At 65.5% G+C, this 12,929-nt stretch carries 11 protein-coding genes; 8 read left to right on the top strand and 3 right to left on the bottom strand.

Annotation, left to right across the window (positions count from 1 at the left end):
- Position 1 precedes the first annotated feature (1 nt).
- Positions 2–1,141, bottom strand: coding sequence for a 5-(carboxyamino)imidazole ribonucleotide synthase (locus ACSKT0_RS05785; RefSeq protein WP_437773979.1), 1,140 nt, complete (start codon positions 1,139–1,141; stop codon positions 2–4).
- 219 nt (positions 1,142–1,360) lie between these two features.
- On the opposite strand from ACSKT0_RS05785, the gene ACSKT0_RS05790 reads away from it, so the two are divergent.
- The gene (locus ACSKT0_RS05790; RefSeq protein WP_437772904.1) at positions 1,361–1,933 is read left to right on the top strand and encodes a GtrA family protein; all 573 of its coding nucleotides are present in this window, start codon (positions 1,361–1,363) and stop codon (positions 1,931–1,933) included.
- Here the strand turns inward: ACSKT0_RS05790 and ACSKT0_RS05795 are convergent.
- Complete coding sequence (locus tag ACSKT0_RS05795; protein WP_437772905.1) at positions 1,920–2,618, bottom strand: TIGR03089 family protein; 699 nt, start codon at positions 2,616–2,618, stop codon at positions 1,920–1,922. The two genes, ACSKT0_RS05790 and ACSKT0_RS05795, sit on opposite strands and share 14 nt — an antisense overlap.
- 364 nt (positions 2,619–2,982) lie before the next feature.
- Between ACSKT0_RS05795 and ACSKT0_RS05800 the strand changes: the two genes are divergently transcribed.
- The 3 genes from ACSKT0_RS05800 to ACSKT0_RS05810 are packed head-to-tail and all read left to right on the top strand — an operon-like array spanning position 2,983 to position 8,532.
- On the top strand, positions 2,983–3,528 hold the full coding sequence (locus tag ACSKT0_RS05800; RefSeq protein ID WP_236818426.1) for a WhiB family transcriptional regulator: 546 nt from the start codon (positions 2,983–2,985) through the stop codon (positions 3,526–3,528).
- A 26-nt stretch (positions 3,529–3,554) separates the two neighbouring features.
- The gene (locus ACSKT0_RS05805; RefSeq protein WP_437772906.1) at positions 3,555–6,878 is read left to right on the top strand and encodes a glycosyltransferase; all 3,324 of its coding nucleotides are present in this window, start codon (positions 3,555–3,557) and stop codon (positions 6,876–6,878) included.
- Positions 6,871–8,532 (top strand): DUF5719 family protein, encoded by a 1,662-nt coding sequence (locus tag ACSKT0_RS05810; protein ID WP_437772907.1) that lies wholly within the window; start codon positions 6,871–6,873, stop codon positions 8,530–8,532. Before ACSKT0_RS05805 ends, ACSKT0_RS05810 begins: the two co-directional genes overlap by 8 nt.
- Here ACSKT0_RS05810 and ACSKT0_RS05815 read toward each other — a convergent pair.
- The gene (locus tag ACSKT0_RS05815; RefSeq protein WP_437772908.1) at positions 8,526–9,044 is read right to left on the bottom strand and encodes a metallopeptidase family protein; all 519 of its coding nucleotides are present in this window, start codon (positions 9,042–9,044) and stop codon (positions 8,526–8,528) included. The two genes, ACSKT0_RS05810 and ACSKT0_RS05815, sit on opposite strands and share 7 nt — an antisense overlap.
- 97 nt (positions 9,045–9,141) lie before the next feature.
- Here ACSKT0_RS05815 and ACSKT0_RS05820 point away from each other — a divergent pair, with 97 nt between their 5' ends.
- The 4 genes from ACSKT0_RS05820 (at position 9,142) to ACSKT0_RS05835 (ending at position 12,925) form a co-directional block, all read left to right on the top strand.
- Positions 9,142–9,516 (top strand): DUF3499 domain-containing protein, encoded by a 375-nt coding sequence (locus ACSKT0_RS05820; protein WP_437772909.1) that lies wholly within the window; start codon positions 9,142–9,144, stop codon positions 9,514–9,516.
- A gap of 185 nt (positions 9,517–9,701) precedes the next feature.
- Positions 9,702–9,941: a Trm112 family protein gene (locus ACSKT0_RS05825; protein WP_437772910.1), complete on the top strand. Its 240-nt coding sequence runs from the start codon at positions 9,702–9,704 to the stop codon at positions 9,939–9,941.
- Between the two features lie 41 nt (positions 9,942–9,982).
- Positions 9,983–11,464 carry an adenosylhomocysteinase gene (gene ahcY / locus ACSKT0_RS05830; protein ID WP_437772911.1) on the top strand — a complete coding sequence of 494 codons (1,482 nt, stop codon included), beginning with the start codon at positions 9,983–9,985 and terminating at the stop codon, positions 11,462–11,464.
- 114 nt (positions 11,465–11,578) lie between these two features.
- A complete protein-coding gene (locus ACSKT0_RS05835; RefSeq protein WP_437772912.1) occupies positions 11,579–12,925 on the top strand; it encodes a L,D-transpeptidase in 1,347 nt (448 codons plus the stop codon).
- Positions 12,926–12,929: the final 4 nt, after the last annotated feature.

Below are 12,929 nucleotides of genomic sequence, written 5' to 3' on the forward strand. Positions count from 1 at the left end.
CTCATGCGGTCTCCTCTGAGGTGGTCTCGGCCGGCATGCGGCCGTCGCGGATGATGTCGGCCACTACGGTGGCCCGGCGTCGGATGGAGTCGACGTCCGCTGTCGAGTTGCCGACGAGATTCACGTGCCCGATCTTGCGGCCGGCCCGCACGGACTTGCCGTAGCAGTGGACCTTTGCGGCAGGTTCGTAGGCGAGGGCCTTGGGGTAGGCGCTGTAGAGATCCTGGTTGTCGCCGCCCAGGAAGTTCTTCATGACCACCACCGCGCCCAGGGCATCTGTGGCACCCAGCGGGAGGTTGAGGACTGCGCGCAAATGCTGTTCGAACTGGCTCGTGACGGAGCCGTCCTGCGTCCAGTGGCCGGTGTTGTGCGGCCGCATGGCGAGTTCGTTGACGAGGAACCCGACTCCGACGCCGGGCGTTTCGAAGAGCTCCGCAGCCATGACGCCCGTGACTCCGAGTTCATTGGCGATTCGCAGCGCTGCCTCTTCGGCTGCCGCAGCGACTTCCACGGGAATGTCCTGGGCCGGCGCAATCACTTCGTCGCAGACGCCGTCCACCTGGACGGTGTGGACTACCGGCCAGGCGCGGGATGCGCCGTCGGGGGTCCTTGCGACGAGCGCGGAAAGCTCGCGGCTGAAGTCAACCTTCTCTTCGGCCAATAGCGGGCTCATGGCTTCGAACCAGTCCGCGGTGGTGCGTGCGTCCTCGGCGGAATGGACGATGCGCACGCCCTTGCCGTCATAGCCCCCGCGGGGGGTCTTCAAGACAATCGGCCAGCCGGTCTGCTCGCCGAAAGCGACAAGGTCTTCGACGCCGCGGACCGCAGCCCACGCCGGATTGGGGAGTCCCAAGCGGTCGATCGCGGCGCGCATCACGAGTTTGTCCTGCGCATGCACCAAGGCATCGGGGCCCGGCTGGACGTTGACTCCGGCCTCGATCAGTGCCCTCAGGTGCTCGGTAGGGACGTGCTCGTGGTCGAACGTCATGACGTCCAAGCCCTCCGAGAACTCAAGAAGGGCGGCGAGGTCCTTGTAGTCGCCAATGGGAGCCGTTGCCACGGCCTGGACCGCGGAAACGTCCTCACCTTCGGCAAGGACCCGGAGTTCAAAGCCGAGAGCAGTTGCGGCCGGGGCCATCATTCGTGCGAGCTGTCCGCCGCCCACCACGCCAATTACAGGAAAAGTCACAAGGTTCAGCCTACCGAACCAGCAGCTGGTTCCCAGATTCTGCTCGCCGCCGGGTCCTGGGAACCCGGCTCGCGGCCGCCGGCGCGGAATAATTCGGCAAGCTCCAAGGAATCGGAGCTAAAATGGAGCCTTCGGCCCATCGGCCCCCTAGAACAACGGCCATGGAGGGTCATGATCAACACACTTGCAGATCGCATCCGCGGGCTCGCCTCGCTCTTTTGGCGCGAAGTAGCGAAGTTTGGCGCTGTAGGCGGTGTTGCGTTCGTCATAGATAACGGCTTGACCTACTATCTCATGCACGGCCCGATGACGGACAGTGAGGCCAAGGCCCGTTTCGTCGGCGCCACCGTGGCCACCGTGTTCTCCTGGATCGCCAACCGTTTCTGGACATTCCGCCACCGCCGCCAGGCGAACGTGGTGCGCGAGTTCGTCATGTTCGTCATCATCAACGGCATTGGCATCGGAATCTCCACAGGCCTGACCGCCATCGCCAAATACGGCATGAACATCCAGGACAAGAACGTCCTGTTCGCTGCCGGGATCGTCGGCATCCTCGTCGCCACCGTAGTGCGGTTCTTCGCTTACCGCTTCCTGGTGTTCAACAAGGAACTCGACGAAGAGCCGGCCTTCTCGCATGACCACGAGATCATCGAAGCCCACCACAAGGCCAAGGCCAAGGCCATGCATTCCGCTAGCACCGCGGCTGACTCCGATGAGGGCGAAGGCGCGGTCAAGCGCCGCTGACGCGCTCGTTGTCCAGCAGGTGCTGGGTGACGTCAACCTCCGGGTGCACGAGGACAACTGAACCGTCTTTGTTCCACGCACCCAGTGCGTCGGCGAGGGCCGACTCCAAACCGTCGGCCGCGCGTACCAGCAGGCGCACGCCCGCGTCGTGTTCCTTGGCGAATCCGTCTAGCAACTCCGCGTGCGAGTGTCCGGTTTCGAGGCGGCGCAGGGCCGGCATTGCCGCGTCCGGTTCGGCGTGCGCCATGAACACGTCACCGTGGGAGCGCACCTCAGCCGCGTAGTCGACGACGCCGACCGGCAGTTCTCCCGGCCAGCGCATTGCGAGTGCAGCGAGCGGCACGGCAACGACGGCGTCGAAGCCGGCTCCCGCACCGACGTCGGGGGTGTCCGTGACAAGCAGGTCGGCGCTGCCGCCGTCGAGCACCAGCTCCATCCCCAGCTGCCACCCGGCCAGCGCCCACACGAGGGACTTCCAATGGGCCGGCAGGTCCAGGCGAAGGCTCATGCCCGGTTCGGCGTCGAACTCGTCCTGAAGCAGGTTGCTGGTCTTGGCCACCCAATTGTCCAGGACCCGGCCTGAAAGCTCCACCCGTTCGGCGTCCGGTCCGTACCAGGTCAGTCGGGGGGATGTGGCGTGTCCGGAACGCAGGGCTGCCATCAGGTTCATCGCGGGGGTGCTCATGGCTACATCTTGCCACGAGGCGCGCGGCCCGCCGCTGGAGCATGTGAGTTACACCACATGGGGCTGGGCGGCGGCGACGGCGCGACGTTCCAAGGGGCAATCAATTTCCCCGAAATTCAATGAAAATACATTTTAAGTGAGTCGATGCTTCCGTTTTCCGCGGAGGCGCGCGGATGGTGCGAAAAAATCGCGGGCGTGGCGTGACCGCAGTTAGTACGGAAAGTTGATTATTATCCCGGCGTGGCTTGACGGCACGGTAGTTACACACGTGTAATTAGATATCGAACGCCGCTGCGGGAGTATCGGGTACATAACCGAGTACCGAATGAGCACGGCAGCAGCTGCACACATCAGGAGGGACGCCATGGGGCAAGCGTTGCGTATCCAGGAAGATGCAGTCGTCGCGGAATATGCGTCGGTGAAGTACCGGTCGCGCGAAGTTCCGGGGGATTGGTATGTTGACCCGGCAGATCCGCAGGCGGCGGACCGCTATATAGAGACCACTCGGGAGTCGCTGGAAGACGAGGCAACAGCCTTTCTTGCTGCCCACGAGGCTCTTGTGGGAGGCGCGCCGGCAGATCCGGAGGACGATCTCGACGATCCTCCCATGGAGCTGCGCCGTCCGCTCGACAACCCGGCACAGCCGGTATGGATCGGGCTTCCGCGCCAGGGGGACTTCGACGACGAAGGCGAACTTGGCTGGCAGACGGACGCCTTGTGCGCCCAGACGGACCCGGAGGCGTTCTTCCCCGAGAAGGGCGGTTCCACCCGGGATGCCAAAAAGGTTTGCGGTGCGTGCAATGTCCGTTCGCAGTGCCTTGAATACGCACTCGCCAACGATGAACGTTTTGGTATCTGGGGCGGGCTCTCCGAGCGTGAACGCCGCAGGCTGAGGAAGCGAGCGGTCTGATTCTCAAGGCAGTACACGTTACCGCCGTGGTCGTCTCGCACGACGGCGGTAACTATCTCCCCAGAACCCTGGCGGCTCTGCTGGACCAGACGCGTCCGGCAGATGCCGCCATTGGCATTGATACGGGCTCCCGCGACAAGTCCGCCGCATTGCTGCAGCGGGCCCTCGGCAAGGCCAATGTCACCGCCACAGGCGAACACAAAGCAGGTTTCGGTGCGGCCGTCATGGCCGGCCTGGCCCGTTCGGCGCCACGTTCGCAGGAGCCAGGAGCCGTGGAGTGGATCTGGTTGTTGCACGACGACGCCGCTCCTGCTCCGGATGCACTCGCCGAGCTGCTCCAGGCAGTCGAGCGCGCCCCTTCGGTCACTGTCGCCGGTTGCAAGCAGCTGGCCTGGAATGCGGAACGCAGGCTCATCGACGCCGGCCTGTCCACAAGCCGATGGGCCGAACGGCTGACGCTCATTGAAGCCGACGAGCTCGACCAGGGTCAGTACGACGGGCGCACGGACACTTTCGCCGTGAATTCCGCAGGCATGCTGATCCGCCGCGATGCCTGGGAGCAGCTGGGCGGCTTCGACCCCGCGCTTCCGGGAGTGGGAGACGACGTCGATTTCTGCTGGCGCAACTGGCTTGCGGGCAACAGGGTCGTGGTGGTTCCGGCGGCGCGCATGTTCCATGTGGAGCACCGACCCCACAGCCTGGCGACACCTGCGGCCGCACGCAAGAGCCAAGTCCATTTGAGGCTCACCCATGCTTCGCCGTGGAAGGTTCCGCTGCACGCGTTCGGCGCGTTGCTCGGGAGCATGGTCAGACTCATCTTGAGCATCCTGGTCAAAGAGCCCGGTCACGGGATTTCCCAGCTCGGCGCCACCGTTGCGGCGCTCGGCCGTCCCGGGGCGATTCGGCGCTCCAGGCTGAACGCGGCACGGACGCGACGCGTGCCGCGGTCAATGGTCAAAGGTCTCCAGACTCCGCGCCGCGAGGTTTGGGCCCACCGCCGGTCCCTCGTCGAGGCGATTGGCGCAGACGAATTCCAGGAGACGGATTCGCTGGCTCCGGAACCGAGCGGCGACGCCGGCGACGATTTCGTGGCCCTCGCGACGAATGAGCGGGGTTGGATCGGCACGGGCGCGGTGGCCGCCGGATTTGTTGCGCTGGCCGCTTCCATCGTGGGGCTGTTAGGGCTCCTGGGGGCAAGCGGGATAACGGGCGGAGGCCTCTTGCCGTTGTCCGCCGCAGGTGACATCTGGCGGTCTGCGTCCACGTGGTGGATCGGCCTGGGTGCAGGCTTGCCCGGACACGGGGATCCCTTCGCCTACATCCTGTGGCTCGTGTCATTGCTCGGAGGAGGCGCCTCCGGCACAGCCATCGTGTGGCTGTTGTTGCTCGCCATGCCGCTGTCCGGCCTGGGCGCCTGGTTTGCCGCGGGCGCGATGACCACGCTGCGCCGCTACCGGTTCATTGCCGCGCTGATCTGGGCCGGAGCGCCGGCCCTTCAAGTCGCCTTGAACCAAGGAAGGGCCGGAGCCCTCCTGGCCCACGTGGCGATGCCGCTGCTGGTGCTGGCCCTCTTCCGGGCCACTGGATCGGCCCTGGGGCGGGACACTGCGTTGGACCGACAACTGAATCACGATCGGATCCAGCCATCCGGCTACGCCGCAGCCAAGCTGGTGACGGGGAAGCCGGGCGTCAACGGCACTCCGTCGTGGACGGCTGCTGCCGCGGCGGGCCTGATGCTCGCAGTCGTGACGGCTTCTGCGCCGTCCCTGCTGCCCCCCTTTGCAGTACTCATTGTTTTTTGCGGCATCGCCTTGGGGCGGCGCGGCCGGACCATTTGGTGGTCACTCCTTCCGAGCGCCGCGCTCTTTGCGCCGTACGTCCTCTCGGTCCTTGAACGGCCCCGCACCCTGCTGGCGGATCCAGGCCTCCCGCTGGGGTTCGAAGCCGCACCTTTGTGGCAGCAATTGCTCGGCCAACCCTTGAAGTTCGACGTCAACGGCGGATTGGCGGGCTTGGCACTATTCGGCCCGTCGGGTATTCCGTGGGCGCTGGCGTTTGCCCTGCTGCTCGGTGCCCCGGTGCTACTCTTGTCCATTGCCGCGCTCTTCGTGCCCGGAAGGCGGTCGCGCGTCACGCGTTTCCTCTGGGCAGGGGCCCTTTTGCTCCTTGCCTGGGCGTGGCTCGCCGGACATGTGGCAACGGGTGTCGACGGCAACCTGCTCGTGGCACCTTTCACGGGGCCGGCAGTTTCCGCCGCCGGGTTCGCGTTCCTGGGAGCGGCGCTGATCGGCGCCGATAACCTCCTCCGGCTCAAAGCCAAGGCGGAAGACGGCCGCACGGTCCAGCGCGCGGCAGTGCGAACCGTTTCCGCTGTAGCAACGCTTCTCCTCATTGCCGGACCCCTGGCCAGCATGGGGCTGTGGGCAACCCAGAATGTCCTGGCCAGCGCGGACACTTCCCCTCCTTCCAGCGGCGCGCTTGGCACGCCGCGCCTGGTCCAGCCCTCAGGGCAAGGCACCTTGCCGGCCACCGCCGTCGACCACGGCCAAGGGCCGGAACAGACCCGTACCCTGGTCATCACCGCCGGTGAGAACGGTGGCTACACGTCATCCCTCATGCGCGGCGCCGGGACGACATTGGACTCGCTCTCCACTGTCGCCGCGGGCCGGTCCATCGTGGGTTCACCCGGACAGGAACGCCTCGCGGCCGACGACGACGCTACCGCGTCCATCCGGAACGCCGTAGCGACGATTGTCGCGGGAACAGGCGTCGATCCCCGGCCAGGCCTTGAGCAACTCGGTGCCGGATTCGTGGTTCTCAAGTCAGCCGACACCGCTGCCCAGCTGACGGCCAACAGGATCGATTCCGTTCCCGGCCTGGTGGCTGTGGGAAAGACCGATTCCGGGTGGCTCTGGAGGGTCACGCCGCTCAACCAAGCCGCCGCAGCCGACGCCGAGACGGCACACCGCGTCAGGGTGGTGGATGCCAAGGGTGCCGTGGTTGCCCTCTTGCCCTCCCTCGGAACCTCTGCCGCCGGCGACATCCCGGCGGGCGGGGACGGACGCCTGGTAGTGCTCGCTGAGCGGGCAGACGCCGGTTGGGGCGCTTGGTTGGATGGCCGCCAACTGAGCCCGACGACGTCCGGATGGGCCCAAGCTTTCACCTTGCCGTCCACAGGCGGCCAGATCGAGATCCGCTACACCACAGTGTGGGAGCCTTGGCTCAGCATTCTGCAGGGCGTAGTGATTGGCTTGACCGTCCTGCTGGCCATCCCCATGCCTGCCCGCAGGCCGAAAGCCGGCCTCCTGAAGGAACAAAACTCCCTCCGTAAGGAGTACAGCAGTGTCTGACAACCAAGGCCCGGCACCCGAGCTCAGAGCGGGGTCAGGGAAGCGCGGCCAGCGCAAAGCCCAGAACCAGAACAAAGGCCAGAACAAGAACAAAGCCGTTGTGTTGGGAGCTCTTTCCGCGACGTTGCTCCTCGCTGCAGGGGCCGGAATGGTGTCGGCAGCATCCATCCTGCCGTCCCCGTCGGGAAGCAAAACGCTGGACATGTCCCTTGCGGATGTCCCGGCGGGCAAGACAACCGCAGTGTGTCCGGCGCCTCCCCGTCTTGCAGAAGGAACCGCCGCGGGCACCGACAGCCAGTTCAGCCCGGTTTCGCGTTCGGCAAAGAGCTTCCTGGATGCGGTGGTGCTCAGCGACGCCGCCGGATCCGTCCCGGGGAGCAACCTCGCCTCGCTCGGGGGCTCCGCGATAGCCGACATTGCCAAGCCCCCGGCTGCCGCCCAAGCCCCGGCGTCGGGGCCTCCCGTGCTGAACGCCGGCGTCGTGGCCCAGAGGTCCGCGGGCGAGGTCACCGTGGTAGGCGCCGATCCCATCAGTGGCCAGAAGGCCGCGGTGGCGGGCTTGATGAGCTACACCGCGAGCGACGGCGACCTCCGCGGGCTGGCGGCGGCACCCTGCCAGCAGCCGATCAACGATGCATGGCTCCTTGGAGCAAACACCGCGCTGGGGCGAACGGCGGTTTTGAATATCAGCAATGCCTCGGGCACACCGGCTACGGTGAATCTCGAGTTGTTCGGTGCCCATGGACAGCTCCAAGCCCCGGACAGCCGTGGCTTGCTGGTTTCGCCTGGAGCCACCCGATCCATCAACTTGGCCGGACTGGCCCCGAACGAGGGCCAGCTCTCGGTGCATCTGCGCAGCAGCGGCGGCCCCGTCGCGGCAACCATCCAGCAGAGCGTCCTCCGGGGCCTCACCGCCGGTGGTGTCGAGCTCATTACTCCCGGTGCCGGCGCAGCCGATGCCCAGGTCATGACCGGGGTGGATGTCCAGGACCCGGCAGCCGTGAAGTCACTCGCTGACAAGCCCGGTTTTGCCGACGTCGTTCCGGCCTTGCAGATCACCGTCCCCGGTCCGGTGGACGCCGTCGTGGACGTGCGTTTGTTCGGGCCGAACGGCCAGCGTGCCTTGCCCGGCGGGGGAGCGGTGACCGCCAAAGCCGGTTCGGTTACCGAAGTTCCGCTCACGGGCGTCCCGGCCGGCATGTATACCGTCAGCGCGACTTCGGATGTTTCCTTCGCAGCGTCCTCCCGCGTAACGCGGGGGCTCAAGGCCGAGGATCCCGTTGATTTCGCCTGGTCTCCGGCAGCAGTCCGCTTGGGTAGCCAGCATGTGATGGCGGTGCCCCAAGGCGGAACCCGGTTCCTCAGCTTCGGCGTGCCGGCGGGCCGGGCCACGGTCAGCTACTCGCCGGTTACCTCTGACGGCAAGGTACACAAGACCCAAACGGTCGACATCGCCGGAGGGACCACATCGGTCATCGGCGTTCCGGACAAGTCCGACGGCGCCGCAGTCTCGGGCTACATCGTGTCGGCGTCAGGGGACGCTGCCTACGGTGCGCTCGTCCTCGGCCAGGGCGATCAACCCGGCGTTTCGGTCCTGACCATCCAGGATGGCGCTGCGGGCCACGAAAAAGTACAGGTCACGCTCGGTTACTGATAACGACGGCGGTAAACGGGGTCCAGGGTCTCCGGCGGCACTCCGAGCATCTCGGCGGTGTACTCGACGACGACGTCGTGCACCAGGTCCTGAAGGTCCTCGCGGCCGCCGGTGGTGTGCTCGACGACGCGCCGATAGATCGTGATGACGGGTCCTGCGCCGTGGGCTGCCGGGGTGTATGAGCCCAGCGGCGCCGCGGTTCCCTCTGCCACCAGTTGCTCAAGGTTCGGCGGGATCTCGTCGACGGCGAACGCCACGCCGTCGAGCCGTTTGCCCCACATATCCTGCAGCCGCTCCGCGGAATCGAGCACGAGGTCGTCGAACCTCTCGGCACGCGTCCGGTAGCCGGGAAGGTTGGGAAGGATGATTTCCCCGCGCAACCCCCGCCCGTGGCGGTTCCTGCGGCGCTCCCTGAAGCCGCGTGCGGACGTGGCCGCCGCCGTCGTTTCCTGGCTGTCCCCGGTGTCGGACAAATGGACTGTGAAGCCCGGAACGTGGTGCTGTGACTGCATATATCGACTTTAGACCCGTGATTCCGCCAACGCGACATAATGCGCGCAAAGGGGCAATGCACCGCGCCGCGGGGAAGTGCGGCTAATCTGGGATGTTGTGGGTGCAATCCGTCAGTGTTCCAGATCAGCCTGCCGCCAATCCGCGGTGGCTACTTTGACGTACGTTTACGCCGAGTCCACGGCGGTGCTGGGTCCGCTGGCCACCTATGCCGAGCCGCATTCCTACGATCTGTGTGGGCAGCATGCGGAATCGCTGACTGTGCCGCGGGGCTGGGAGGTCATGAGGCTCGCCATGCCGTCCTCGCCGCCTCAGCCCGGGCCGGACGATCTCCTTGCCCTGGCGAACGCCGTGCGTGAAGCCGCGTCGGCCCCGGCCGCGCCGGAACAACGCGCCGTCCGCACACCCTTTGACGGACCGGCCCCTGCAGAGGGGACCAGGCGCCACCTGCGCATCCTGCGCGATCCTTCCTGACCCCCCGACGACAGTCACTGCGCGTCCCCTGCCCTGTGTACTACCCTGTGTCTCGCCTTATGTGTCGCCGCTCCCCGGATGACAAGCTTTGTGACACCGTGCGCTGCGCCGCAGGGTTGTACTCTGGAAACTGCCATATCTGTCCACAGCGGCGTCCGCGAGATGCCATCCAGGGAGCTTCAACCATGCCAAAGGTCAGTCCTGAATTGTTGTCCATCCTGCGGTGCCCTGTCACCGGGTCCCCGCTGGAGCAGGACGGCGAGGAACTTGTCACGACGGCCGCTTCCGCCTCGGGTGAGAAGCTCCGCTATGCCATCCAGGACGGAATCCCTTTGCTGCTGCCCCCGGAACTGCTGGCAGCCGCCAACGCCGCGGCCTCAGACCAGCACGACGCAGACCAGCACGTCGGCCCCCGCCACGCCTGAGCCCCCCTGACTCGACCATCCGGTACTTCCAAAGGACTTCCATGACTTTCGACTACAAGGTTGCAGACATCTCCCTGGCTGAAGCGGGGCGCCACCAGATTCGCCTGGCCGAGCACGAAATGCCTGGCCTCATGTCGTTGCGCGCAGAGTTCGGTCCGAGCCAGCCGCTCAAGGGCGCACGCATTGCGGGATCCCTGCACATGACGGTGCAGACCGCGGTGCTCATCGAGACGCTGACAGCCCTCGGTGCCGAGGTCCGCTGGGCCTCGTGCAACATCTTCTCCACGCAGGACGAGGCCGCTGCCGCCGTCGTGGTCGGCAAGGGAACCGTCGAGGATCCCCAGGGTGTTCCCGTGTTCGCCTGGAAGGGCGAGACCCTCGACGAATACTGGTGGACCGCCGAGCAGATCCTCAGCTGGCCGGGCGCGGACGCCGACCCTGAGTTGGGCCCCAACATGATCCTCGACGACGGCGGCGACGCCACGCTGCTGGTCCACCAGGGCGTCGAATTCGAAGCCGCAGGCGCCGTGCCGACGGCCACGGAAAGCGATCCCGAAGAGTATGCACTCGTCCTGGACGTGTTGCGGAAGAGCCTTGCCGCCGACCCGAAGAAGTGGACCCGCATCGCGGCCGGCATCCGTGGCGTGAGCGAGGAAACCACCACGGGCGTGCACCGTCTCTACCAGCTCGCCGAACAGGGCAAGCTCCTGTTCCCGGCCATCAACGTCAACGACTCGGTGACCAAGAGCAAATTCGACAACAAGTACGGCATCCGCCACTCCCTGCCGGACGGCCTCAACCGCGCCACCGATGTCCTCATGGGCGGCAAGGTCGCCGTTGTCTGCGGTTATGGCGACGTCGGCAAGGGCGCCGCTGAGGCGCTCCGCGGCCAGGGTTCGCGCGTGATCGTGACGGAGATCGACCCCATCTGCGCACTCCAGGCAGCCATGGACGGCTATCAGGTGGCCAAGCTCGATTCGGTCTTGGAGCAGGGCGACATCTTCATCACGACCACCGGCAACAAGGACGTCATCATGGCCTCCGACATGCTCCGCATGAAGAACAAGGCGATCGTGGGCAACATCGGCCACTTCGACAACGAGATCGACATGGCCGGACTGGCAAAGGTCGCCGGCGTCCAGAAGGTGGAAATCAAGCCGCAGGTGCACGAGTGGGTGTTCCCCGCGGCCGACGGCCGCGAAGAGCGATCGATCATCGTGCTGTCCGAGGGCCGCCTCCTGAACCTGGGCAACGCGACCGGCCACCCCTCGTTCGTGATGAGCAACTCCTTCGCGAACCAGACGATCGCCCAGATCGAGCTGTGGACCAAGAAGGACCAGCCGGAGGCCGAGCGAGAATACTCAAAGCAGGTCTACGTGCTGCCCAAGATCCTCGATGAGAAGGTCGCCCGACTGCACCTGGATGCTTTGGGCGTGGAACTAACCGAGCTCAGCAAGGAACAGGCGGAATACCTGGACCTTGACGTTGCCGGGCCGTACAAGCCGGAACACTACCGGTACTGAGTACACCGGCTGGGGCGCGCCGAGGCGGGCTCCCAGCCAATATCAAGCCGCACCCTTTAGGATGCCGCTGTGGGGCGTGAGTTTTTGGGGGCGTGAGTTTTGGAGAAAACAGGAATGGGTCTTAATCCCGACGGCGAGCAAGCGGACACTTTCGAGCATGTGGGCGCTGCGCGGCTCTTCGACGTTGAGCAGGACAGTGGCGGTGCCCGGCACTTGGACACCTCGCACTTGGACACGACGCCGACGAAGCGAAGCCGGTTCCGCAAGGTCGCCTGGATCGTGGTTGTCTGCCTCATTGCCGCGCTCAGCGGCACGTTCGCCGCAGTGGCCCCGCATGCGGCCAGCGCAGCAATCGAGTCCGAGGGATCATCAGGTGAACGCAGCGAGGCGGCAGCAGTGCTGCCCGTCGTGAAGCCTGCCACGGTTGTTGCCTCGCCTGCGAGCGGGGCCAAACAGGTGAACCCGGCTGCGCCCGTCACGATCAGCGTCAAGGACGGAACCCTGGACAGGGTCTCCCTGACGAGCGCCCAAGGGAAGACCGTTGATGGTGCGTTGACCCCGGATGGACTGAGCTGGACCGCATCCACGCCCCTCGAGTTCAACTCCTCCTACACCTTCAATTACACCGTTGCGGATGCGGCCGGACGCCTAATGTCGAAGACTGGATCTTTCACGACGGTTTCCACGCAGAACGAGGCCGACGCCGCCATGTACCCCCTGGACGGGGCGAAGGTAGGCGTGGCGCAGTCGCTGCAGCTCACGTTCAGTGAACCCGTGGTCAACAAAGCCGCCGTCGAGAAGGCCATCAAGGTGACCTCCACGTCGGGCCAGGTCGGGGCCTTCCACTGGTTCAGCGACACCATGGTGCGTTACCGTCCGGAGAACTTCTGGGCGGCGAACAGCACCATCACCGTGGACCTCAAGCTGTTCGGGGTGGACTTCGGCAATGGACAGATCGGCAACTTCAACAAGACGAACACCTTCAAGATCGGCGATAAGAAGGTGGCGGTGGCCGACGCGGTTGCGCACACGTTCACGGTCAGTGTCAACGATCAGCAAGTGGGCGAGTGGCCGGACACCATGGGCGACACGAGGTTCCCTTCCGCGCGCGGCTACTTGGTGCTCATGGAAAAGTACCGGGTAGAGCACATGGACGCCTCGACCATCGGCCTCAAGCCGGGGGATCCGGCCTACTACGGACAGCTTGACGTCAACTACGCCACGCGCCTGACACCCAGCGGCGAGTTCATCCACCAGGCTACCGACTCTGCCCTGCCGTACATCGGTGTCACGAACCTCTCCCACGGCTGCATCGGACTAGGACCCGACGGTGCGAAATGGGTGTTCGACAACATGACAACCGGGGACGTCGTCCAGGTGGTCAATACCCAGGGTGACTACGCCAACTTCGACGACGGCTTTGGCGACTGGAACATCCCTTGGGCCCAATACGCCAATTGAGCAA

It is taken from the genome of Arthrobacter sp. KNU40, assembly GCF_051515115.1.
In the GTDB taxonomy this organism is placed as follows: domain Bacteria; phylum Actinomycetota; class Actinomycetes; order Actinomycetales; family Micrococcaceae; genus Arthrobacter.